The organism is Vibrio sp. 1727 (assembly GCF_033344415.1).
Lineage (GTDB): Bacteria > Pseudomonadota > Gammaproteobacteria > Enterobacterales > Vibrionaceae > Vibrio > Vibrio alginolyticus.
This window is the reverse complement of the sequence record NZ_JAWPOT010000012.1, coordinates 37952-63411: the sequence shown is the minus strand read 5'-3', so window position 1 is coordinate 63411 and position 25460 is coordinate 37952. Positions and strand designations below refer to the sequence as shown.

Below are 25460 nucleotides of genomic sequence, written 5' to 3'. Positions count from 1 at the left end.
TGTTTTGTTGGCGTCACTAAATGGTGGATACCAAAATCAAAAAGGTGTTAGTTTCCCCAAATCTGTTCAACAAACTCAGGATGATCAATGAATGGATTACGATTGCCCTGAAAATCAAACACTTGTTGATTGCGGTTTCGTTCTTTTTCACTAACGGGATCATTTTTGTGCCAACGTTTCAGCATGTTTAACATCCAAGGTTCAAAAACCGTCGAACTTGAACCATCAAGGACAGCATCCGCATTGCTTGAATTGCCTTCCCAGTTACCTACAATATTTTCATAGCGGGTTGCCATGTAGAAATAGGCACGAGCAAAATCGCCTTTAAACTCATCGATCGGCTCAAAAACCGTACCGGAGTAGCCCAGACTAGTGCTTGCTTGGCCAAGTTTAGAGCCATTACTAGACACGTAGGTCGCGGTGCCCACTTCACCAAATGGCCAATTACTGCGCTTCGCGTTTACATAACCATCAGTTGCAAACAAGTGATGACCGTCTGAGTTCATCGGCTCAACCTTACCGCCAAACCAGCTTTTCGGAAAAGAGTGCTCACGGTTGTAGCAATCCCCTTCCGTTTTGTATTGGCCACATTGGTCTGTGACTTTGGTAAAGCTTACTGTATCGCTACCAGATGGCTTTTCAGAATACATATCGAGAATAGAGCCATCATTTTCGTAATAACGATCAATATCGGCATCTTTTACCAAGGTCCAGACCGCAGAATAGCCTCGGCTGGAGTGATTATTGATAATGTTAAACAACGCTGTTTTTAGAGCGTATCCCGTCTTACCAGATGCCGCTTGATAGTAACCATCAACCACTGGTGGGGTCGTCGTTGTGTCACCTAAGTTAAAATTGGTGGTTTCACTTTTCGAGAATTCAGCGCCAGAAGCAAGAGTCTTATCTCCCACCTTCAACGCGTAAGACCCCGAACCATTGCCACAGCAAATGCCGTCGCCATAGCTGTCTTGAATCGTAAATTGGTAGTTACCATCGGCCAAACACATGGTCTTTTCAACAGAGGTTGACGACTCATACCCCTGACCAGAGAAAAGCACTTGCGCTTGGCTATTTTTCAACTCCCAGCTAGTTTCTGAGCCATAGTTGTCCGTCGTGAGTGTAAGAACCACCTCATGATCACTACAATTTTCTACAGGAGGTTGTGTACTTGTCTCGGTCGGTTGAAAATTATCGACGTAGACAACTTCTGAGCCATCAAAACTGGCTTCATCGTAAAAACGCAAACCGACGTTGATGGTCTTGTTCGAGCTCGCTGTGTAGTTGTGCGCGAGCTCTTGCCACTGGTTTATCTGTTGTGGGTTCGAGTAATTGTGATAACCATCAACCACCAGACGTGCTTTTACATTTCCTTCGGTATGATAAACCGAGACAGAAAACGGATAGGTTTTCCCTTGCTCCACATTAATGGTTTGCAAAAAGTCGGTGTTGCTTTGGGTACCTGTATTCACGACGACCTGGGCAGCCAGACCACCCGATTTGATTTGCTCGCTGCTTGGCGACACTGTAATGCCAGCGTCAATCTCCGACCACTGCGTAGGCGCACTGCCATTCCACTGTTCAAAGTCACCATTGAGAATTTGGCTATATGCAAGCGGAGAGCTAATAACAGCAAGAAGACAGAGGGGTTTCGTTATGGATTTCATTATACTTTTCCATTAGTTATGTAAATCCCAAACACGATAAACATATTAGTGGGGCATAAGTAATCCTTCAGTCACATTTTTACGTTGCACAAGTGTTAATTTACTTTTTAATGTGCAGCTTATCTCACAAATATCCATCTGCTGAAAACAAATGCCAATACAAAAAGCGAAGCAACTTGTTGGCTACATCGTCGTAAAACCATTAAGAGAAAAGTAAAACAGACAGAAAAAAGCCAAGTGTGCGCCTATGGGGGTCAGCAACAACACTTGGCTTGTTTATAAGAAAGCTTGTGGTCAGCTCAACTGGTGAGCATCAATTCTGGATAATTCCTTAAGGTTTTACCGCAAAGAATCGTCCTTGTAGTGGCGACATCAGAATCTGATATTGACCATTGCTCGGAGTAATTTTTTCATTCGTGAGCAAATCCACCAACTCACCAGTACCAACACTCTCCTGAGTAAGAGTAACGCTTCTAGCGCTCTCTAAGGTATTTAGCGCAAACAAGACTTTGTCCGAACCAGATTGTTTCAAGTCCACATAACTGCCGTTACTCGCAACTAAATTCGTGCGTGACCCCTGATAAAGTGCAGGATGCGCATCGCGCATTGTCATCAGCGATGTCACATAAGATTTGAGATCGGCTTGGTTTGCATCAAGCGTCGCCGTCACGCCTTCAATTTTCGCACTGCTGCGCGCAACGTGATCATCGCACAAACCTTGAATGGCGCAGGTGCTGTTGTCTTCTTTTGCGGCAAAACCATCCACTTGATCCCCGATTTCATCACCGTAGTACAACGTGATTGGCCCGGTGTACGCCGCTTGGAAAGCAAACGCGGCTTTATGGCGTAACCAATATTCTGCATCATTCACATCCGCCAAGTTTCCGCGCTGTAACAAGTCACCAAAGCGCACTAAATCATGGTTGCCGATCATCAAATTCGGCTGCGCATGTGTTGGATATTGGTTGTGTGTGCTGTAGCCGTTGTCTAACCAATCCGCACCGCGACCACCCACGCCGCTCTCATTCACGGCCAAAGTTTCAACGATGCGATATCGCATAGGGAAGTCAAACGCAGAGCACAATGCTGGATCGCTGTTCGATCCATACGCCTCATTCGCGATTTCAGACTCCCCTTTCCAAATCTCTGCCACCATATAGCCCAACGGATTCACTTGTTCGCCTTTGCTATTGGTGTACGTCACACTTTGTGAGGCTTCATCGACGGCTTTACGAAGTTGTGTCCAAGCGTCTGTCGGAACTTGATAGGCTTGATCTAAACGCCAGCCGTCAATCTTCAGTTCTTTGATCCAATAGGTTGCCACTTCTTTGTAGAAATCGAGACTGGCCGGGTAATCAACGGGATTGCTCGATCCCGATGGCAACAAACCGGAGGGAGATGGTTTGATCAAACCATCTTTGTGATGACCAAATACACCATCAAAAAACACGTATAAGCCGCGTTTGTGTGCTTCCTCGACCAAGGTTCTCGCCGTTTCTAAATCACCAAAACGTGGATCAATGGTGAAGTAATCCGTTGCAAAGTAGCCCGTGGCATCCAGACGATCGGCCCAGTGTTCTTGGCCCACTATCGCTTCCGATTCAAAAACTGGCGTCAACCAAATCGCGTTCATCCCTAAATCTTGGATGTAATCGAGTGAATCAATCACTCCTTGCAAATCGCCGTTATGATGGCTGGTGCCATAACCTGTACCGTGACCAATGCTCGCATCACCATCCACAAAACTCTCTACCATGATTTGATAAGTACGAAGTTGGTTACTTTGCGCCATGACATTGGCTTGGCAAGCATAACTGGTATCCGGTAGCGGAGTGCTGCTATTAGTGTCGCCACCACCAGAAGAATTACACGCAGATAAAGCACCAATCACACTTAACGCAAGCAACGATCGAGACAGGCGATGGTTACGTAGGATATTACGCATTTTATTCTCCCTAACTTACTCAAATAAACTACGGAAATTTGAGTAATAAAATTAACCCCGACATGTGTTTCATGCAGGGGTTAATAAATAAAAATAGATTTTAAATAACTGAATGGAATATTATTGGCACTTATTTACCATGACATGAACAGGTTTGCCTTTTCCTTCAAACTGAAGACTCCATACATATTTACCATCTTCTTTAATATCAACCGAAGTATCCGTACCGTAACCACCAAATGTTAATGGTGTTAATTCACCAACGTTCATTCTATTACCTTTTGCGGTAAATTGTGGGAACCACAACTCGGTCGCGTACTGCATTTTGTAGGAGCCTACTTTTTCTTGAACCACGGCTTGGTAGAAATTATTCCCTTTGTAGGTGTATTGACGCTGAGGCACGTGTTTCCAATCGGAATCCGCAAACGTACCCACCACAAATAGTGGTTTAGAAATAGGTCCTTTCGCTGTGCTATCTGGGTTGTCACACGCTTTCATGAAAGCAACCACTTCGTCTTGAGACATATTAACAACAGGCTCTGCGGCCGCTTCTGGTTCTGCAGTCGATTGACAACCCACTAAGGCAGCAAGTAGAGCAGCAGCAAGAGAGGTCTTCATCATGTTCATTTCACGTAATTCCTTTTTAGTATATCCAAAGTAAAATAAACTCAACGGTTAAAAGAAATATTAATCGTTATTAAAATGGAAATATCAAACGACAAATAAATATCGTCAGATTGTGAATTTAAATCACTTCGAGAAGTTTGTTTATTTCCTAAGTACAAAAAATAAATTAGGAACTGCCATTAATTATTGATCCAACCTATATAAAAAACAAAGTAATAAAAATAATTATGTGAATAAGGTAACTCTATGTAGGGGTATTTTTATTAGTTTATTTTCTATGAAAAAGGTCAGCATTTCGCTGACCTTTTTTTATCTGATTATTTTCTATTTACGGCTTTCACAAACACTTGTTGTGCACCTTCAATACCTAGCTCTTTTGCTTCATCAAGCAAAGTGAGCGCTTTCGGAATATCATTCGCTGCGACTGCCGCTTCAATTGAGCTGTAGTAGTAGCTAGTAAGGTCCGTACCTTGGGGAATGTTGTCGTTTTTCGCAACAATCTTAGTATTCACAATATCATTCGCGGATACCGAAAAGCGGAACTGACCGAGTGGGCTATGTTTCGCTAGAGGGTCTGCAATATCTGGCGGCTGAGTGTGACGCGCCATGGCGAAGGCTTTTGCAGGGTGTAAAACTTGTGTACTTCCTTTTAGATCGGCGGAAGTCGTGTAAACCAACACATGCAGATCGTTACCTGTCATGTCTGGAATCACATTGAGATCAAGTACGAATTTATCGTTGTCCAACAGTTTTGCTGGTTCGTACTTAAACTTTGAAAAATCTGCTTGGTAAATGGTTTCTCCTGCCGAGTTCATCACTGCGACATTAGGAGCATAAAATTGAAGTTCTTTACTTACGAATGTCTCTAATTTGATATCGAGACTGCCACGGTTACCTGGAAGAGCAAACGCTGCAATAGCGCCAGCACTGTTACCATCCAACAACATTTGGCTTTTATCAGTCAAAGCGAATTCAGTAACCACAGGCACGTTAAGCGGTACCCATTGAATATCACCCGATTGCGTGATCACTTGTTGCTGACCTTTTGGACTCATCTCTACTTGTTCTACAGACGCACAACCAGTAGCCAACATGCCCAGCAGTACGGGAGCAAGCCATTTTTTCATTACTGTCTACCTCGACTCTTTATTGTTTTTTAAATAAATACAGCCAGATAAGTTCTGGCTGTATCATTCTAGGACAATTTAGGACTTAGTGGTTAGATGATTACCACCAAGCTTCAGCTTGTACACCGAATTGGAACGTATCGTCTGAACGACCGTTGTCAAATGTGTTTGAGTTGTCTTCTTTGTCAGCCGTTAGGTAAGAAGCGTAAACACGGATTTCAGGACGAGCCCAGAAGCTAGAACCAGCAGACCATGCTTGAGCAACAGTTAGCTTACCGTATTTGTTTTCTTCGCCGTCGTTATCGTCGATAGCGTAACCAGCTTCGAAAATAGTTTTGTGGTTGTCATCCCATTTGTACATTGGACGAACAACAACAGACATTGTTTCCCACTTGTCTTGGCCAGCCCACATGTCTTCACCAACACCGTACACTAGCTGGTGACCCATTTCCCAGCTGTCGCCCATGCCGATTACACCCCAGTTGATTAGGCGGTAACCAGATGCACCGTTGTCAGCTTCTGCGCCGTACCAGCTACCGTCGCCGTAGAATGCCATTGTTTTTGAGTAACCTTCAGTACCGTACTGAAGCACTGTTTTGTTGAAACCAGCGTCTAGACCTTGAGTCAATTCTGCTGTGAACATTACGCCGTTTTTCGCATCTTTAGTGCCGTTTGGCGCAGCGTCAGTTTCGTTAAGAATTGCGTAGTTCAAGCCCATTTCTAGAGAGCCGTTGTCCCATAGAGGAAGACCTGCGTAACGTACGTCTAGAGTGTTTACGTTTGTTGCGCCGCCATCGTTGCCTGGGTCTGCGATATCGCCGCGGTCGTTACGAACCCAAGCGAAAGAAACTTTACCAGGACCAGCTTCGATACCTTCAACACCAGCGCCCGCGCCAGAGATGTTCCAGTAGTAGAAGTCAGAGATATGAATGTCGTGACGTTGGTAGTAGCGTTTACCTGCCCAAAGCGTTGCTTCAGGAGCAAAGTTTAGTAGGCCTTTAGCTTGAACGTTGAACTGACGTAGTGCGAATTGTGCATCGTCTACACATTTCACTTCGCCGTTATCCAAACCACAGTTAGCAGAAGTGCTTTCCCAGTCGTTTGAACCGTTAGAAGTCATTGCAACCATAGAGTCTACGTAGAACGTTTTGCCGTTGTTGTTGTAAACTTCTTTACCTAGTTGAATCTCGCCGTAGATATCGCTTTCATTACCTAGACGACCGATCTTGTTCTTTTCGAATGTTAATTGTTGACCACCGTCAGCGTTCACGCCAACGCCAGCACGCATGTAACCGTGGAAATCCACTGCGAATGCAGAACCAGCAGCTAAAGTTGCAGCTACAGCAGCAGCAATTGCACTTACTTTTTTCATTCTTAACTCCATTAAGGGTATTTATAATTCTGTCTTCCCTGCTCACTCTTTTAGGTGAATATAGGCAGTAAAAACACACCTAAAGAAAGAGAGGTAAGATGGGAACGAATCCCCGTTTGTTTCAACAGTTGTGAGATTACCCGAGGCGTACAAGGATGACTTCCTCCGCCCTAAACTAATTTAAGGGGGATGAGAAGGGAGTAGAAAATTTACCGAATGGTGTTTTTTCGAGTCAGATCACCAATCTAGGGAGGAATTAGTAAGTTTGTTCGGTTTTGAGCCGCTACAAAGTGATAGCCATTTCATATTTTTGACTCTAAGCCGTCACATAAAGTAATTAAATTACACGAATATTTTTATATTTAGGGTGGTTGACCTTAGTAAGACAAAGTTTTTAACTTATAGTTTCCTAAAGGTAGCAATAAATATTAAATAAAGTATCTCCGATGACACGACTTCTCTCTCGCCCCTACCCCCTGGGCGCAACATTGAATAAAGAAGGCTGTAACTTCTCTATTCATGCTCCGGGCGTAAAAGACATTCAACTGGCATTGTTTGCAGACGATGGCAGCTACGAGCTTCACGGTTTACCGAATGAATACGCTGGCATACGTCATACTTTTATTCCAGATATTAAGCCAGGGCAAAAATACGGTTATCTTGTCTCCCACAAGGACGAGCCACTGTTAATTTCTGATCCGTACGCAAAATCAATAGATAAAGCCCTCCACTATCATCCTCCCTACTCTCCAGCCAAAAGTTTCGATATGCCGAAGTGCGTCGTTATCGAAGATGATTTTGACTGGCAAAACACGGATCACCCGCGTATACCCAGAGAAGAGATGGTGTTGTTTGAGACGCACGTCAAAGGGCTTACCCAACGCCACCCTGAGGTTGAGGACAAGCTGAAGGGGCGCTATTTAGGTCTTGCATCACCTGAAATGCTGGCCTTTTACAAACAGCAAAACATCAACACGCTGCAATTGCTACCTGTCGCAGCATGCATGCATGAGCCTCACCTACTAGAGATAGAAAAGGTCAATTATTGGGGATACAACCCTTATCTCTTTATGGTGCCCGATCCGCGCTACGCAGAACAAGACGCCGTTACGGAATTAAAAACAACAATTCGCGAATTGCATAAAAACGGCATCGAAGTGATTCTCGACGTGGTTTACAACCACACTGCTGAAGGTGGTGAAGGGCCTACAATTTTCAACCTGAAAGCCCTCGACTCCTGTTTTTACATCAAACATGGCAACCACTTCGCCAATTACACTGGCTGCGGAAATACAGTGGATCTCACCTACCAACCAGCCTTAAACCTTGTGATGGATACATTGCGCTACTGGGTTAGCGAATTTAAAGTCGATGGCTTCCGTTTTGACTTGGCTGCAACGTTAGGTCGACAGGGCGATGATTACAACCCAGAAGCAGCTTTCTTTAAAGCCGTTGCGCAAGACCCAATTTTGCGTGAAACCAAATTGATTGCCGAGCCTTGGGATATTGGTCCAAATGGCTACCAAGTGGGTAACTTTCCATTTGGTTGGAACGAATGTAATGACAAACTGCGTGATATTTCCCGCAGTTTTTGGCGCGGTGATCAAGGCTATTTAAAAGAGTTTGCCACTCGATTAATGGGCTCTCGTGACATTTATAGTGCAGCGAACTGGCCATACAAACTCACCGTAAATTACATCACGTATCACGATGGCTTCACACTGCAAGATTTAGTGTCTTACAAGCACAAACATAACGAAGCCAATGGCGAAGAAAATCGCGACGGTCACGGTGACAATCGTTCAGAAAACTACGGTGTTGAAGGCGAGACGGAAAATCTGATGATTATCGCCACGCGTGAAAAGCAAAAACGCAACCTTATTGCTAGCTTGCTGTTTGCCTTCGGTATCCCACACATTCTCACTGCTGATGTTCTGTCTCACACCCAAGGCGGTAACAATAATGCCTATTGCCAAGATAACGAAACCAGTTGGCTGAACTGGGAAGAGACAGAACGTAAGCAACATTTCAAAGCATGGATGTCACAAATGGTCGCCAACCGAAATCAATACATGGTGCCATTTATCCGAGCTTTCAGTGGCGAAAACCGCAATAACAACCGTATTTTCTGGCGCCGTACAGACGGTCGCTTAATGGAGCACGATGATTGGAACCGTTTAAGCTCTGTCGCACTTCACCTTGGTATCGGTAAAGAAGGGCAAGAGCTGGTCTACCTCATCAACCAAACTAACGCCACAGCGCGCTTTAAACTCCCCAATGAGCGAAAGCAAGAATGGGTGACGATCTGTGATACAAACGTACGTAACCTCAACCCAGGACATGCTGAAGGCGAAGTCTTGCTGTCACCCACCTCAATGGTGATTTTGCACTATCAACCAAACCAAAGCACACCAAAAGGTGAGCAAACGCATAGCTAAGTTATAAACGCTCCAAAAAAGGAAAGCCGATGCATCTCAGTGCTTCGGCTTTTTGTTGGTTAGATTTGCCTAACTCATTATTCGCAAGGCGGCGCTAGGTGGATCAAAGCCAATCCACCCAGTGACGTCTCGCGGTATTTCTTGTTCATGTCTTTGCCCGTTTGATACATGGTTTCAATCACCTTATCCAACGAGATCAAACATTTACTATTACGCTTTAATGCCATGCGAGATGCATTGATCGCTTTCATTGCCCCCATTGCATTACGCTCAATACACGGTACTTGCACTAAGCCACCAATTGGGTCACAAGTCATGCCTAGTGAGTGCTCCATGGCAATCTCAGCAGCAATGCAAATTTGTTCATTGCTGCCACCACGTAGCGCGGTCAAGCCAGCTGCCGCCATAGAAGAAGAAACACCGACTTCGCCCTGACAACCCACTTCGGCACCCGAGATAGACGCATTAGTTTTGTACAAAATGCCAATCGCACCGGATACAGCAAGGAAGTCTTTAAGCTGTTTAGTATCGAGCTCTTTGATGAAGCGATGGTAGTACATCAATACCGCTGGAATCACACCCGCCGCACCATTAGTTGGCGACGTTACGACTTGTCCACCAGCGGCGTTTTCTTCACTCACAGCAAAAGCAAACAGGTTAATCCAATCCATGATTTCCATTGGATCGTTTTCAATCGCTGCATTTGCTTCAAGCTTCTTCAGCAAGTTAGGCGCACGGCGGGTCACATTCAAACCGCCGTCCAAGATACCTTCTGTCTCGAAACCACGCTCCATGCAACGCGTCATCACACGCCAGATCTGTTCTGCGCGTTGATTAATAGCTTCCATATCCTGAAACGCTTGTTCGTTTTTCAGAATCATGCCGCCGAGGCTCATGCCGTTCTTCTCAGCCTGTGCCAACATTTCGTCTGCACTGGAGAATGGGAACTCAACTTCTACGGGTGTAGTCGCACTGCCATTTTGCAATTCATCCGCCGTTGCGATGAAACCACCACCGATAGAGTAGTAAGTTTCAAACCCAACCTGATTGCCATGCGCATCTAGCGCAGTAATCGTCATGCCATTTTCATGCAGAGGAAGGTTCTCTTCATGGAACAACATGTCCGTTTTGTAGTTGAATTCGATTTCATGACGGCCATCGACAGACATCATGCCCTCTTCAATCGCCTTGCGCATCGCTTTGTTCGCAGAAGCGATTTTGATGGTATCTGGTTTGTTACCCAACAGACCCAAAATCGTTGCACGGTCAGTATGGTGACCAATCCCCGTTAACGAGAGTGAACCGTATAAATCGACTTGAATACGAACCACTTTTGCCAAGTTCGATTCAATCAAACGAGTGAAGTGGTAACCCGCGATCATTGGACCATTGGTGTGAGAGCTAGAAGGGCCCACACCAATCTTGTAAATATCAAAGATGGACAGCATAAACTTACCTATTACGACAATGCAGCATAAAGCCAATCAGGGAGAACCATACAAGCGGCGATGGTCGCCACAGCGAACACCAACAGCCCGTAATGGCTTGCGGTTGGCTTTGCAAAAAGATGTTTTTGATTATTGATAAAGATTTGTTGCTCGGCAGTCACAGCGCCCCAACGACGGCTCACTAACACACCAAACAAAAGGAAGACGAACGTACCAATTGGCGCGAACCACGGCCAAGCCACGTCGAGATACATGGCAGTAAACACCGCAATCACACTCATGATACTGCCAACGATCACGCCTTTCTCATTGGCTTTCGCCCAGAATAAACCAAGCACGAATGAACCCAAACGGATACCAACAAAGATAGAAGTCAGACTAGCGATGGTTTTGAGTACCGATTCATTCGATACCGCCAGAAGAGCTGGCACTACCACCATGGCCGCAGCGAGCAAACTCATCTTTCTTGCGACTTTTTCGTAGTGCTCATCATCGGCACTTTTGCGAACGAAACGCTTGTAGATATCGAACGTCGCGACAGTCGCCATTGAGTTGTAGGTCGAGTCCAAGGTCGACATTGCGGCCGCCGCCAATGCGGAAATGATCAAACCAACGACTATTGGGTTAGTGTGGTTGAAGACGAAATCCAAAATCACTTCGTTGCTGTTTTCAAATGATTGATCTTGATAGAAAACACTCAAAAGAACACCGAGTACCGCGAAGAACAAGTACACGAAAAACGCACCGTAACCACACAACAGCATCGACTTCTGTGCCGTCTTTTCACATCTCGTCGCTAACGTGCGTTGGATGATCAATTGGTTGGTGCCGTACACACTCAAATGCAAAAAGCTCACGGCAACCACGCCAGCCCAGAGTGTGGTATCTACGCCTAGATCAAAGTCTAAATTGATGATATTCAGGTGATCACGAGAAAGGTAATCTGCCGCATTAATCTCTGTCATTAGAATGGCAAAGATAGCGATGCTGCCCGCAACCAATACTGCAGATTGCAACATATCGGTCCAGATAACCGTGGAAATCCCACCCGCATAGGTATAGCAAGCGGTGAAAATACTGATGTAGATAATGGCTTCAGAAATACTGATAGGCAGAACTTGCACTAAGATCAGCGCCACGGCATACAAAATCACACCCGCAGAGATACATTGAACCACAATAAACACAATCGAGTTGATGGTTCTTGCATACACCCCAAAGCGGTGCTCAAGGTATTCATAAATCGAAGTCAGGCCCAGCTTATAGAAGACAGGCACAAAGAAAATGACGGTGAAAAAGATAACGATGGGATAGTTAAGGTGAATACTCATCGCTTCCATGCCAGAGCTATAAACCCAACCAGGCATCCCTACAAACGTCATCGCACTAATGTAAGTCGCAAGTATCGAAACACCTGCCGTAAACCAGCCAAATTGCTTTCCACCCGTGGAAAAGTCGCCACCATTGCTGTAGCGCTTATTCACTAAATAGCTGATTAGTATGGTAATTGCTACATATAACGCAATTACCACAAAACTTGAGTACGTAACCATTTTAAGGTTTTCCTAATTCTGGGTAGCTAATTATTATGCCCAGATATTACTGTAAAAAGGCATTTTTAAACGACAATCCCACTGTAAGTGTGATTATTATCACCAATATAGGCGAAAATGTATTCAAAATCGCCAAAAACGCCGATTAGTGAGATCCTTGTCACTAAAACCCACAAAATGGGTACGCATTCATTTTAAAATTGATTTTGATCACGGATCTAATAACCTTAAAAAAACTATGATTCACCCCGACACGAAATCGAAGATGATCCAAATAAGATCGTGTTCATTAAGTTTGAATAGCAACAAATCCTAAGTGAAATAGAGGTTTATCGGTCATGAATGCCAAAAGACACATGAGCGAAGTTCCTATGATTCAAAGGGTAGCTGCCTATCTAGCGATACTGGTTGGTTACTTTTTCTATTGTTATAACTTTGTAATTATTGACTACGTACGCCCATACATCGTTGAAGCGTATGATGGTATTAGCCTGTCAGACACTGCCCAGTTCTATACATGGCAGTCGGTTGGTGCACTTATCGGTGCATTGAGCTGTGCTTGGTTCGCAACAAAATTTGGTAAGAAATCCACTCTTATTACCATCACAGCCCTAAACGGTGGCGCAACGATCATCAATATGATGTTCACCGACTACACAACATGGGCAGCAATGCGTTTCATCATTGGTTTGTCACTGGGTGGTTACTTCACCGTGGCAGTAAGCCTAATGATCGGCCTATTTACGCCAACGGTACGTGGTAAGTTGACGGCATTCGCGTCTTCTATGTTCTCTGTAGCACTGATGGTAATGGGTGCGTATGCAGCATTTATTGCAAGCATTGATGCACCATGGGAAAGCCTAATGCTTGTAGGTGGTATCCCACCATTGGCAGCCGCTGTGGTCATGATCTTTGTACTACCTAGCGACAGCAAAGTGATCGCTTACGGTGAAGAAGAGCAAGCAAAAGTAGAAGAATCAAATGCACCAGCGAAAAAAGGCTCTTGGGGCGAAATGCTAAGCAAGCCTTACCGTAAGATCACACTAACGTGTCTATTACTGGCTGGCCTTAACTTCTACGGTTTCCAATTCTTTGGTGGCTTCGTAACCACATACCTACGTGATGTACGTATGTTCGACGGTGCAACCATCGGTCTCATCTTCTCTATCTCAGCATTTGGTTCACTGTTTGGTGCGTGGTTCTGGGGTTGGGTAGCTGACAAATTCGGTCGTAAGGTGAACGCGTTTGGCTTCATCCTAGCGGGCATCATGGTTTCAATCTTCTTTGTTGCACCCGGCGACATGGTGATTGGCGGCCTAAACATGCTGGCTCTACTTGGTTTGATTTACAACTTCGGCCTGTCTTCTTCAGCGGTATGGGGTGGTTACTTCTCAGAACTGTTCCCAGCACACCTACGTAGCTACGGCGCGGCGCTATTCCACGGCGGTCGTATCCTCGGTATGTGGGCACCAATGGTACTTATCTTCATCCAAGAGCGTACCGACCTACAAACCGCAATGTGGGGTTCACCAATCGTATGGATCCTTGCTGGTCTTCTATGGCTATCACTGCCAGAGACACTAAAAGGCGGCGTGTTCGATAAGAGCAAAAAAGCCGAAGCAGCAAAAGCGTAACTGAATTTCAAAAACTCCGGCTGGCTCCCCGGCCGGATGAAAAAACTTAATTTCGAGTCCTGTTCCCAAAGCCGACTCGACAGCAAATAAGAGAGTTTATTATGTCTAAATATCAAGAAGCGAAACGCGTTGTACGTGAATACTTCAGCGCAATGGAAAACGCAACTCACGAGAACGTGGCAGAAGTACTAAAGGCACACACTTCAGAAGATTACCTATGGCGTGGTGTTTACCCATTCCGTGAGCAACAAGGCGCTCAAGCAGCGGCTGACGTTTTCTGGGCTCCTTTGATGAAATCAATGACTCGCATGCAGCGTCGTCAAGACATCTTCATCGGTGGTGAGAACGAAGTAACATCAGGTGAAATCTGGGTAATGAGCATGGGTCACTTCATGGGTCTATTCGACGCTGAATACCTAGGCATGCGCCCAACTGGCAAAATCATGAACATCCGCTACGCAGAATTTAACTGTGTTGAAAACGGCAAGATCACTAAGACTGGCCTATTCCTAGACCTTCTAGGCGCGATGGACCAAGCGGGTTGTTACCCACTACCACCATCAACAGGTAAGCACTTCGTATACCCTGGTCCTCGTAACCACGACGGTCTACTGTTCGAAGACGCAGCACCAGAAGAAGGCGTAGCAACACTAGCACTAGTGAACAAGATGGTTGATGACCTATCTGCACTGAACGACAGCGGCGCTATGGGTTGCCCACCAGAAGTTCTTGAGAAGAGCTGGTCTAAAGACATGATCTGGTACGGTCCATGTGGTATCGGTGCGTCTTACACAATTCCTCGTTACCAACAGCAGCACCAATTGCCGTTCCGTAATAACCTGAAAGACAAGAAGTTTAACGGCCACGTATGTCGTTTCGCAGAAGGTAACTTCTCTTGTTTCTTCGGCTGGCCAAACCTATCTAACACGCCAATCGGTGGTTTCCTAGGTATGACAGGCGGTGAAGTACGTGCAGACATGCAAGTGGTTGACGTTTACTACCGTGACGGCGACAAGCTATCTGAGAACTGGGTACTGATCGACCTTCCTTACTGGCTAAAACAGCAAGGTCTAGACGTGTTCGAGCGTACTCAACAGATCCTAAACCCTTCTCTATAAGAAGTCCTAGGGGCGGATTTGTCAACCCGCCTTTATGTTGCCTGAATCCCCTCTCGGTTCAGGCGACATGCTCCCAACTCGTGCCTCAAGGATGGGGCACAACCTCAAGATAGAACCCTTATTCAAAACGGGCATGAACGCACGGTGGCTTTCTGCGCCCTGAATAATGAGATTGATGATGAAAAAGTCGACCCTTTCTGCAGTGATTTTAGCAGCGCTTACTTCTAGCTCAGCCTTTGCTGCACACACTTTTGTTAATGACGCTGGCGACAGCCTAACCATCGATGGCCGTTTCGATCTTCGCTACCAAGACCGTGGCGGTGATGACAACGGCGAATGGAACAGCGGCAGCTCACGTTTCGGTTTGAAAGGCCAAATGGGTCTGGATAACGGCTGGACTGGTTTCGGTCACGCGGAATGGGGCTACAACTCTGGCGCGAACGGCGACAACATTTACGACCGCTTGCTATACGCAGGTGTTGATCACGAAAAATACGGCAAGATTGCTGCAGGTACTAAGCAGTGGTCTACCTTCTACGACGTAGCATGGTACACCGATTTAGGTCGTGTATTCGGTACTCGTGGCTCAGGTGTTTACAACCTAGCTGACTGGGGTATCGCATCCGGTGCTGGTCGTGCAGAAAACTCAATTACGTACCGTAATTCAATCAATGAAAAAATGAGCTACGGCTTTACTTACCAAACCACGCGTGAAGATGTTGCTCTAGCAGGCAATGCGACAGCCTCACTGAAAAACGGCATGGGTGCGTCGATCACTTACAAACCGGTTGATGGCGTAACACTTGGTGCGGCTTACCATCAGAATGAAGTTGCGGATCTAGACGCAAGCGTGGTTGGCGTAGAAAACGGCGACAACATGCGCATCATGCTATTGGGCGCAAACTACAGCAACGGTGGCTTCTACGCGGGTGCGACTTTCCACGTTGGCGAAAACTGGGAAGCAGTGAGCCAAGGCGGTACGGACGTAATGTTCGATACCCTAGGTGGCGAAATCTACACTTACTACCACTTCGATAACGGCCTACGCCCAACGTTGAACTACAACTACATGAAAGATCGCGGTGACGAGACACAAGGTTACGAGCGTAACTTGCTGATCCCTGGTCTTGAATACCACTTCCAGAAGAACAAATTCCTAGTTTGGACTGAATACCAGTTCGACCTAGGTAAAGATCAGTACGATGGCAGCAAATTCGAAAACCGTGATGATCAATTCGCGGCAGGTATTCGCTACTACTTCTGATAATACTCATCGCTCACCACCTATACCCAAGTAGCCTTAAGGTGGTGAGTGATGAAGTTCTTATCAACACTAAGCAAAGTTATCTTGAAGCCAAGTAGTCATCACTTCACTAATAATTAAAGGCTGCTCAAGCGTAGATAGATGCCCACACTCAGGGATAACATGAAGCGTGACGTTTGGGATGCATCTCTCCATGAGCAGATGATTGTCTAGCGGACAAAGCTTATCTTCTTTACCTGTTATCACCAACGTAGGAGCTTGAATGTCCGCCAATAAAGGTCGAGCATCCGGGCGAGTTGCTAACGCTTTAGCATGTGCTTCAAATGCCTCCAAACCTACATTGACCGCCATGCCTTCTATACGCTCACTTAACGCTTTGTCTTGCAAACGGCTTGGATGAATCAGCACAGGCATCAGAGTGTCAGGCGTAATGCGTTCAAACTCACCACTTAACGCACGGCTAACCAGTGCATCACGCTTTTGTGTCACCTCTGGCTTTTCATCTGCTGCATTGGTATCCATGAGGATCAAGCCTTTGACTCTGTTTGGCGCTTGACGGTACACCTCAAAGGCAAGAATCCCACCCATTGATAAGCCACCCAAGACAAACTCCTGCGGTGCGTCTTGCAACACTTTCTGCGCCAGCTGTTCCATTGACGGCAATGAGGCCAGCGTCGGGCATGAAGGCTCAACCCAACTTGGCAACGCTCGGTTGACTTCCTCAAACAATGTGCCATCACAAAGTAGTCCGGGTAGCCAAACTAACGAGGTGGGTTGCGTCATTTTATTCTCCTGCAAGCGGCTTTGGTTGATCAGACCCAAGAATGCAATACGTCAAACTATTACCACGCAAGTTCGTCAGTGAATAAGACGCACCTTCTGGAACATTCAGCACATCACCGCGCGTTAAAACAACACTCGCTTGTTCGCCTTGATGCGTGAGGACGACTTCAGTATCGCCATCAAAGTTGATAAGCACTTGTTTTTCTTCTCGGCAGTGTTGAGGAATCGAGCCACCTTCAGAAAGCTCATAAGCCATGATGCTCACTTCATCGTCACTCTTTACTTGGAAGTCATAACTCGCCAAAGGATGACCCGTTAAGGCGTATTGTTTCACGTTGCTTCCGCCGAAATCGCCTTTGATTTCACGATAATCTTTTTGCAGAGCGACAAATGGCATCATCTCTTCTGCGGTGTAGGTATCGAAGGTCGCGAGTTCTTCTTCGGTAAGCAGCGGCATCAATTCTGATTCTTGTGGCACCGGGTCGCCATTAATAGTGTCCACAAGTGTGCCATCGGCTTTGAGGTATAAACCATAACCTTGACTGTCTTTGATAACGTTTGGATGCCAAATAACGCCGCCACCTGAATCGTCGCCGCCAAGTACCGAGAACATAAAGCCGTAATCGCGGCCAACCACTTCAAATCCACGGAAGAGATTGGTTGGAATCGAGATGACGTCACCGTGAGACAACACCGCCTCGTGTTCACCATCGTTCCCCCAATAAAAGCGGAACTGACCTTTGAACACCAAGAAAAGCTCAGCGGTGCGATGAGAATGTAACGAATTTTTGATGCCCGGCGGTTGGCCTGCGGCACCAATATTAAAGCCCGCCGTATCGCGAATATGAACATGCTGACGACTGCTCTCTGCCACCCCTGCACCGATAATACAAAAGTTATCTTTGAGATCACTGCCTGGCGTGCGCGCATCAATAAACGCACTCGTACCCGGAATCAGCTCCATGTAGCGGACCAGATTATTATTCATTTTAGATTGTAGAGTCATTGTAAATCCTTGTTGTCCTTGTTTGGACCTAGCCTTTGAATTGTTAGTTACAAGCCTAAAGTTAGTTACAGACCTAAAGGTCGCCCACCATCAACCGCGATGGTATTGCCTGTCGAGAAGGTCAAAACTTCTGCTGCGGCGTACACGGCTTGAGCGACTTCTTCATCATTGGCTAAACGCTTAAGCGGTGTGGATTGTTCTTGTTGATTACGCCATGCGTCATCCAAGCCTTTGACAAACTCAGTGTCGACAAGCCCTGGAGCAACAGCCAGAACTCGAACCTCGGGAGACAGAGCGCGAGCTAAAGAACGGGTCATGTTCTCCGCGGCAGATTTACTTGCACAGTAAGCAATGTTGCTCCCCATCGCAGTCTGTGCCGCGATAGAAGTAATGTTCACCACACAACCATTGGCTTGCTTAAGCCAAGGCTCAAACGCTCGAACCATGGCAAAAGGCGCACGGACGTTCACTTGGAAAATTTGGTCAAACAGCTGGTCATCTAAACTTTGCAAATCAGAGTGCGCGACGAATTTCGTCATCCCCGCACAGTTGACCAACAAATCCAGCTTGTCGCTTATTTCACTGACTTGATGTTTAAGCTGTTCAATCGCACTAGAATCTGCCACGTTCAATTTGAATGCTAGATGCTCGTTACGTGGCAGCGAGGAAAGCACATCCTCGGCCGCTTTCTGATTACTGTTGTAAGTCAGAATTACGCGATATCCCGATTCAGCTAGCTTGCGACAAATGGCGGCACCCAGTCCGCCACTGCCGCCTGTGACTAAGGCAAGTTTCGACATATTACGCCTCTTCCACTTTGCCTTTGTAACGGCGCACACGAATATCCGCTTGCTCTTTGTGGCCAGCAAAACCTTCGAGTGCACACAAGCGAGAGCAGTACTCACCGACTTTTAGCGACGCAGCTTCCGTTACACGCTGGTAAGTACAGGTCTTGATAAATTTACCTACCCAAAGACCACCGGTGTATCGCGCCGCTTTCTTCGTTGGCAGTGTATGGTTGGTACCAATACATTTGTCGCCGTAAGAAACGTTGGTTTCACGACCTAGGAACAAGGCACCGTAGTTGGTCATGTTATCTAGGAAGTATTTAGGATCTTCCGTCATCACTTGCACGTGTTCAGAAGCGATATCGTCTGCCACTTCCACCATTTCTTCGTAGCTATCACACACAATCACTTGTCCGTAATCTGCCCACGCTTTACCCGCAACTTCAGCCGTTGGGAGAATGGTTAACTGACGTTCGATCTCTTTGATGGTTTCTTGCGCAAATGTTTCGCTATTGGTCAACAATACAGCGGGAGAGTTGTAACCATGCTCAGCCTGACCAAGCAAGTCTGCCGCTGCCAATTCCGGGTCACAGCCTTTCTCATCGGCAATGACTAGGGTTTCCGTTGGGCCTGCAAACAAATCGATACCGACGCGACCAAACAACTGACGTTTTGCCTCTGCTACAAATGCGTTACCCGGCCCTACAATCATATCGACCGGTGCAATAGTCTCCGTCCCCAGAGCCATTGCACCTACCGCCTGAACACCACCGAAGCAATAGATTTCATCCGCACCCGCCATTGCCATCGCAGCGACAATCGCCACATTCGGCTGGCCATTAAACGGTGGCGCACAAGCAATAACACGTTTTACGCCCGCGACTTTCGCCGTCAGTACACTCATGTGAGCGGATGCAACCAATGGGTATTTACCGCCAGGGATGTAACAACCCACGCTGTTGACTGGAATATTTTTATGCCCCAGTACCACACCAGGCATGGTTTCTACTTCGACGTCTTTCATTGAGTCACGTTGAATTTGAGCAAAGTTTCGAACTTGTTGCTGAGCGAACTCGATATCATGACGAGTCGATTCATCAAGCGCATCCACACAGGCTTGGATTTGCTCTTCTGACAGGCGGAATTGCTCCGGCGACCAGTTATCAAACTTTTCAGACAACTCACGTACAGCGCTATCACCTTTCGATTCAATATCAGCAAGAATGTTTTCAACAATCTGACGCACTTTTGCGTCGTTTGATGCTGATGCTTCTTCAGTGATTCCGTTTTTTAAAATGCGTGCCATTGGGTTTCTCCTTGAACATTGAGGCTGACGAACGGTTATTTTTATTCTTTTGGATACGAATGCAAAATCAGATTAAACACTTAATTAACATTTGACAAGTTAAGTCAACAAACCAAAAAAACCACCCTTAAGCCTTTGTATTGATTAATTTAAACAAATAAAAGTAAGTAATAAGGACCTTGATTGAGTTTAATTTTTAATCAAAAATGAGTTTTAGATCACATCATTTTTACTCATCATTTACATTTCACCGTGTTAGTTTTTGCATACCTTTGCAAAGGAGAGAATTATGAGCAATTTTAAGCAACGTCTGACTAAAGAAACGCTATTAGGTACATTTGTTAAAACCCCTCATCCTCACATTATCGAGGTATTGGCACTGGCAGAGTTGCCTTTTGTGGTACTGGATGCAGAGCACGCACCTTTCGATCGTTCCTCGCTTGATCTGTGCATCATGGCGGCCAGAGCGAATGACCTCGCGTGCGTGGTACGAGTACAAGACAGCGCTCCTTCAACCATTTTGAACGCGCTTGACTGTGGCGCGGCGGGTGTACAAATTCCCCATGTTTGTACTGCTGAGCAAGCGACGCAACTGGCGAAAATCTGCCATTACGGCGAAGGTGGCCGAGGGTATGCTGGTTCCAGTCGAGCAGCGCAATACGCCACTAAGCCCATGGTTGAACACTTAAAAGACAGCCGTGCGAATACGATTGTCATTGCACAAATTGAAGACCCTCAAGGGGTTGAAAATGTTGAAGCGATTGCCAATGTTGAAGGAATTGATGCGCTCTTCATTGGCCAAGTTGATCTCACTGTCGCTTATGGTGCTGATAGCGTTCATGATGAGAAAGTCGCACAAGCAAGTATGCGAGTAATCGAAGCGGCCAGAGCCGCCAATAAACCTGTTGGCATGTTTGTCTCGACGGCTCAACAAGCTCGGGAATGGCGTGAACTCGGCGTTAGCTTCTTTTGTGTTGGGTCTGAACACAAAATGATCATTGATGGCTTCAAGCAAGAGAGAAATGTGATGAATTCTTGAGTTTTCTCTGATATTTACGCCTTATCAATGTAATGCTCTAGACACAGAAATCCCCTAGCCCATACACTCAGCACGTATGAGAAGGTTCAATGGCCTTAAATAAGGAGTATCACCATTAAAGCGAAAGTAACTTCGATCGACGTCGCGAAGATGCTCGGCGTCTCTCAATCGACGGTATCTAGAGCATTCAGCCCGACTGCGAGTATTAGCGAGAAGAAACGCAAAATGGTGATGGATGCCGCAGCTAAGCTCGGATACACACCGAATGCCATCGCCCGAGGTCTGATTTCGAATCGTTCAGGCTTAGTGGCGATTGCGTTAGATAGCGAATCAAACCCAATGTACGACATGCAATCTCGTGCTTTGGCTGTCGAAATTCAAAAGCGAGGCGGACAAGTTGTGCTTTGCCCTATCGACAAGGACGACCTCGATCTCGCCATTTCACGCGCCATTGAATACCAAGTGGACGGACTCGTTATCGCCACCAGCCGTTTAACCTCACGCGCGTTTGCCCAATGCGAAAAGTTTGGCGTTCATTTAAGCTTGATTAACCGCTACGCCGAGGGTATTAATGCCAATAGCTCTGGTATTGATAACCGATTGGCGGGCCAACAAGCAGCCGAGTATTTAACGCAGAAAGGCGCAAAACAGTGTGCTTATATCAGTGGCGATGCTGGCTCCATGACCAGTGAAGAGCGTTGGCTGGGTTTCTCTTCAAAATTGCAAGAACTCGGCTCCCCGTCACCAACCTTTATCCAAGCCAAGTACAGCTTTGAAGCAGGCTTAGAAGCGGCGAAAGCGATCTTGTCGCACACTAGCAAACCCGATGCAATTTTTTGTGCAAACGACATCCTCGCCATGGGTGTGATGGATGGCTTGCGACAAGCCGGAGCAAAGATCCCCCAAGACTTCTCTGTGATGGGTGTAGATAACATTCCGATGTCTGCATGGCCGAGCTATGATTTGACCACCATTGCTCAACCAGTCGACAAAATTGTTAAACGAGCGGTTGAAGATTTGATGAATCGAATCAACGGCAACCTGGATGCAACTGGCGAATACCTTTTCGAGCAAGGCACCTTGATCGAACGTAGTAGCACCATTTAATAAATCCATTTTTATTCATTCTTCATAAACAAAATGCCTTGCTTTCGAGTAAGGCATTTTCTGTGATCACGATTAAATTTTCACCAATCGTTATTTAATTCCTCATCAATTCATCAATCTTGTTATTGACTTGTTACTTTAATGTTTTATTTTGGATTCGTATGCAAAATGGATATGAATTGCTCAACTAATTTATAAAAACATAAAAAGTTGTGTGACTTGCCGACGAATACCAATGGCAGGTCATACCAGAAACAAGGAAGAACGATGAAGAAAGTAATCCTTACTTCACTTACCGCACTGGGGCTTGCATTTAGCAGTATGAATACGTTTGCAACCAGTGTTATTCGTCTTGCTCATGACAGTCAAGAAACCTCTCCCGTACACAAAGCAATGCTCTATTTCGAACAAGAAGTGGAAGCTCGCTCAAACGGTGAGATAGAAGTTGAAATCTATCCGGCGAGACAACTAGGCGATGTGCGTGAGACGACTGAACTCGTACAGCAAGGCAACTTACAAATGACGTTTGGTGCGTCAGTTTTACTCTCTCCCTACGTCCCAGAGTTTAACGTGCTCGACGTGTTCTACCTTTTTGATAGCGAAGAGCAAGCACACAAAGCGCTCGACAGTGAGAAGATCGGACAACCATTGTTGAATGCTATGGAATCAAAAGGCTTTCATGGACTTGGCTTTATGGAGGTCGGCTTTCGTAGCGTGACCAACAACAAACAGCCAATTGATAGTATTGAGGACCTGAAAGGGCTAAAGATTCGCTCGGCATCTAACCCCACTCAAATAAGCGCGTGGAAATCTATTGGTACTGCGCCAACACCTCTGTCTTGGGGAGAAATTTTCACCTCGTTACAACAAGGCCTGATTAACGCTCAAGAAAGTGCTATCTACTCTATTTATGCCGAACGTTTTTACGAGGCACAAAAGTACCTCTCTTTAACTAACCATATATACACCAACTACGTGTTGTTCATGAACAAATCGTTTTGGGATTCACTGCCGGCCGCACAACAAGCGCTGATCAGTGAAGTAAGCAAAGAAACCATCGCAAAACAGCGTGAGCTCGCCGCTAAGCAAAACCAAGAAGTAATCAAAGAGCTCGAAGCAAAAGGCATGACGGTTAACATCGTCCCAGACGAGGTACGCAGCATCATGAAAGAAAAAATGAATGCAGCCGTGTACCAAGATCTGCGTAGCAAGACAGGTGAAGACTTGTTTGACAACGTGATTGCCGAGATAGAACGCCTATAACTCCCACTCTTTTGCACGATCTGGCAACAGGTCGTGCTTTCTCGTTTTGGAGGTGAACATGAAGTGGTTTCGCTTACTAGACAAATACCTAGAACCTACCCTTATCGTTATCGCGATCTCGACGATGACAACTTTACTGTGCTTGCAAATCGCACTACGCCTATTTGACGCAACGATCGCGTGGGCTGAAGAGCTGGCACGTTATTTATTCGTATGGGCGATGTACCTGAGCATCAGCTATTGTATCCGAGATGATCGACACATCCGCATTCGTGTGTTCATCGATAAACTTCCGGGCAATTGGACGCAATTCAGTTTGATTGTCTCTGATCTTATCTACCTTGCCTTTAGTGCCACTGTCGCCTGGTTTGGATTTAAGGTTATAAACCGCAGCCTGCAACTCGGTCAGATTGCACCCGCAATGGAAATTCCTATTGCGTGTTTGTATGCCTCTGTTTTAGTTTGCGCACTATTAAGCTGCGCGCGCCTAGTGACAAGCATTTATCAACGTGTGAACGCGTGCTCCACCAGCAATGAACGAGTTCGCTTTTCTCGCCAACGCTATCGCCATATCAAAGCAAAGTATCGTACTTCTAACCGACTATTGGAGTTTAACGCATGACGTCTGCACTTTTGTTTGGCAGCTTTGGTCTGCTTCTGCTCATTGGCGTTCCGGTCGGTATTGCTCTGGCGGCAGCCAGTATGGTCGCGATATTAAGCCTGCCATTCCTTAACATCGAGTTTTTAGTACAAGGCTTGGTGACAGGGCTCGACTCCTTCCCTCTCCTCGCCGTCGTTCTTTTTACCTTAGCAGGTAACCTTATGAGCCAAGGAGGGATCTCAAAACGATTATTGCATGTGGCGGAGGTCTTCTTTGGCCACTTTACTGGCGGGCTTGGTATCGTGGCCATTGTGGCGTGTATGTTCTTCGCATCCATCTCTGGAACAGGGTCTGCCACTGTTGCCGCTATCGGCCTGACGATGATTCCTTCGATGGTGAAGAAAGGCTACGACCGCAGCTTTGCAGGTGCTTTAATCGCTTCCTCCGGCGGAATTGGCGTCATTATTCCACCCTCTGTGGTGATGATCGTCTACGCGATCACTGCTGAAGTCTCCGTCACTAAGATGTTCATGGCGGGCATCATTCCTGGCTTGGTCGTCGGTATGGTTTTGATCGGCTATTGTCTGATTGTCTCAAAAATGCGGGGCTACACAGGTAACGAACGCAAAGCCACTTGGTCAGAGCGTCTTGCTGCGCTAAAAGAAGCCAGCTGGGCAATGCTACTCCCCGTGATCATTCTCGGTGGTATCTATTCTGGTATCTTCACGCCTACCGAATCAGCCGCCATCGGAGTTCTCTATGGCTTATTCTTTGGCATGTTTGTTTATAAAGAACTCAAACCAACGCAAGTGGTGAAAATCATTCTAGAATCGTCACTGTTAGTTGGCGCTGTGCTCGTCATTGTGGGTGCGTCCGTGACGTTTGGCCGCATATTGACCCTAGAGCGTCTGCCGACTGAGATCGCTCAGTTCATTCTATCGATTACCGAAAACAAACTTCTGATACTGCTTTGCATCAATGTCCTGTTGTTGCTCGTCGGTACCTTTATGGAAACGCTGGCAGCGATTGTTATTCTCACACCAATTCTGTTACCCATTACGTCAGCACTCGGCATGGACCCCGTTCATTTTGGTATCGTGATGATCGTGAACTTAGCCATTGGCTTTGTTACGCCTCCTCTGGGTGCCAACCTGTTTATGGCAAGTCAGGTAGGCAAAGTACCGATAGAGTCGCTCTCTAAAGCCATCATGGGCTGGATTGGAGCAATGATAGTGGCCTTGATGTTGATTACCTTCATCCCTGCCATCTCGCTATCATTACCTGCGCTTTTATCCTGATCGTTGCACTCATAGAGCGCTTATGACTGTTATAGCCACTAGATAAATACCTTTCTAGTGGCTTATTCGTTATCTACTT

The 25460-nt window shown here is 46.2% G+C and carries 20 protein-coding genes; 9 read left to right on the top strand and 11 right to left on the bottom strand.

The window, feature by feature from the left end:
- Positions 1-47 precede the first annotated feature (47 nt).
- The 5 genes from R8O10_RS12845 to R8O10_RS12825 all read right to left on the bottom strand — a co-directional run bounded on the left by R8O10_RS12845 (position 48) and on the right by R8O10_RS12825 (position 6735).
- Complete coding sequence (locus R8O10_RS12845; protein WP_054578622.1) at positions 48-1664, bottom strand: endonuclease; 1617 nt, start codon at positions 1662-1664, stop codon at positions 48-50.
- A 331-nt stretch (positions 1665-1995) separates the two neighbouring features.
- Positions 1996-3609, bottom strand: coding sequence for an alpha-amylase family glycosyl hydrolase (locus R8O10_RS12840; RefSeq protein ID WP_054578621.1), 1614 nt, complete (start codon positions 3607-3609; stop codon positions 1996-1998).
- A gap of 120 nt (positions 3610-3729) precedes the next feature.
- Positions 3730-4236 (bottom strand): hypothetical protein, encoded by a 507-nt coding sequence (locus tag R8O10_RS12835; RefSeq protein ID WP_054578620.1) that lies wholly within the window; start codon positions 4234-4236, stop codon positions 3730-3732.
- 317 nt (positions 4237-4553) lie between these two features.
- Positions 4554-5363: a MalM family protein gene (locus tag R8O10_RS12830; RefSeq protein ID WP_005374786.1), complete on the bottom strand. Its 810-nt coding sequence runs from the start codon at positions 5361-5363 to the stop codon at positions 4554-4556.
- A 100-nt stretch (positions 5364-5463) separates the two neighbouring features.
- Positions 5464-6735: a maltoporin gene (locus tag R8O10_RS12825; RefSeq protein ID WP_005374784.1), complete on the bottom strand. Its 1272-nt coding sequence runs from the start codon at positions 6733-6735 to the stop codon at positions 5464-5466.
- Positions 6736-7181: 446 nt separating this feature from the next.
- Here R8O10_RS12825 and glgX point away from each other — a divergent pair, with 446 nt between their 5' ends.
- Positions 7182-9173: a glycogen debranching protein GlgX gene (glgX, locus tag R8O10_RS12820; RefSeq protein ID WP_318191455.1), complete on the top strand. Its 1992-nt coding sequence runs from the start codon at positions 7182-7184 to the stop codon at positions 9171-9173.
- A 77-nt stretch (positions 9174-9250) separates the two neighbouring features.
- On the opposite strand, the gene R8O10_RS12815 is transcribed toward glgX, so the two are convergent.
- Both R8O10_RS12815 and R8O10_RS12810 read right to left on the bottom strand, forming a co-directional pair.
- Positions 9251-10621, bottom strand: a complete 1371-nt coding sequence (locus tag R8O10_RS12815; RefSeq protein ID WP_041056177.1) for an L-serine ammonia-lyase — start codon at positions 10619-10621, stop codon at positions 9251-9253.
- Between the two features lie 11 nt (positions 10622-10632).
- Positions 10633-12174, bottom strand: coding sequence for a sodium:solute symporter (locus tag R8O10_RS12810; RefSeq protein WP_039840591.1), 1542 nt, complete (start codon positions 12172-12174; stop codon positions 10633-10635).
- 338 nt (positions 12175-12512) lie between these two features.
- Here R8O10_RS12810 and R8O10_RS12805 point away from each other — a divergent pair, with 338 nt between their 5' ends.
- From R8O10_RS12805 to R8O10_RS12795, 3 genes are all read left to right on the top strand, one after another.
- Positions 12513-13808 (top strand): MFS transporter, encoded by a 1296-nt coding sequence (locus tag R8O10_RS12805; RefSeq protein WP_039840592.1) that lies wholly within the window; start codon positions 12513-12515, stop codon positions 13806-13808.
- A gap of 101 nt (positions 13809-13909) precedes the next feature.
- Entirely contained in the window at positions 13910-14926 is a 1017-nt protein-coding gene (locus R8O10_RS12800) for a nuclear transport factor 2 family protein (protein WP_005374772.1), read from the top strand.
- Positions 14927-15104: 178 nt separating this feature from the next.
- Positions 15105-16190, top strand: a complete 1086-nt coding sequence (locus tag R8O10_RS12795; RefSeq protein WP_318191469.1) for a porin — start codon at positions 15105-15107, stop codon at positions 16188-16190.
- 69 nt (positions 16191-16259) lie between these two features.
- Here the strand turns inward: R8O10_RS12795 and R8O10_RS12790 are convergent, their stop codons facing one another.
- The 4 genes from R8O10_RS12790 to hisD form a co-directional block, all read right to left on the bottom strand.
- Positions 16260-16973, bottom strand: a complete 714-nt coding sequence (locus R8O10_RS12790) for an alpha/beta fold hydrolase (protein ID WP_205391332.1) — start codon at positions 16971-16973, stop codon at positions 16260-16262.
- A 1-nt stretch (position 16974) separates the two neighbouring features.
- Complete coding sequence (locus tag R8O10_RS12785; protein ID WP_205391331.1) at positions 16975-17979, bottom strand: cupin domain-containing protein; 1005 nt, start codon at positions 17977-17979, stop codon at positions 16975-16977.
- 65 nt (positions 17980-18044) lie between these two features.
- A complete protein-coding gene (locus tag R8O10_RS12780; RefSeq protein ID WP_047102420.1) occupies positions 18045-18779 on the bottom strand; it encodes an SDR family NAD(P)-dependent oxidoreductase in 735 nt (244 codons plus the stop codon).
- Position 18780: 1 nt separating this feature from the next.
- The gene (gene hisD, locus R8O10_RS12775) at positions 18781-20073 is read right to left on the bottom strand and encodes a histidinol dehydrogenase (protein ID WP_005374756.1); all 1293 of its coding nucleotides are present in this window, start codon (positions 20071-20073) and stop codon (positions 18781-18783) included.
- 289 nt (positions 20074-20362) lie between these two features.
- Here hisD and R8O10_RS12770 point away from each other — a divergent pair, with 289 nt between their 5' ends.
- The 5 genes from R8O10_RS12770 (at position 20363) to R8O10_RS12750 (ending at position 25381) form a co-directional block, all read left to right on the top strand.
- A complete protein-coding gene (locus R8O10_RS12770; RefSeq protein WP_025768660.1) occupies positions 20363-21112 on the top strand; it encodes an HpcH/HpaI aldolase family protein in 750 nt (249 codons plus the stop codon).
- 150 nt (positions 21113-21262) lie between these two features.
- Positions 21263-22219, top strand: coding sequence for a LacI family DNA-binding transcriptional regulator (locus R8O10_RS12765; RefSeq protein ID WP_025768661.1), 957 nt, complete (start codon positions 21263-21265; stop codon positions 22217-22219).
- A gap of 267 nt (positions 22220-22486) precedes the next feature.
- Positions 22487-23482, top strand: a complete 996-nt coding sequence (locus R8O10_RS12760; protein WP_213867924.1) for a TRAP transporter substrate-binding protein — start codon at positions 22487-22489, stop codon at positions 23480-23482.
- Positions 23483-23540: 58 nt separating this feature from the next.
- Entirely contained in the window at positions 23541-24104 is a 564-nt protein-coding gene (locus R8O10_RS12755) for a TRAP transporter small permease (protein ID WP_025768663.1), read from the top strand.
- The gene (locus R8O10_RS12750) at positions 24101-25381 is read left to right on the top strand and encodes a TRAP transporter large permease (protein WP_318191454.1); all 1281 of its coding nucleotides are present in this window, start codon (positions 24101-24103) and stop codon (positions 25379-25381) included. The genes R8O10_RS12755 and R8O10_RS12750 overlap by 4 nt, the downstream gene beginning before the upstream one ends.
- Positions 25382-25460: the final 79 nt, after the last annotated feature.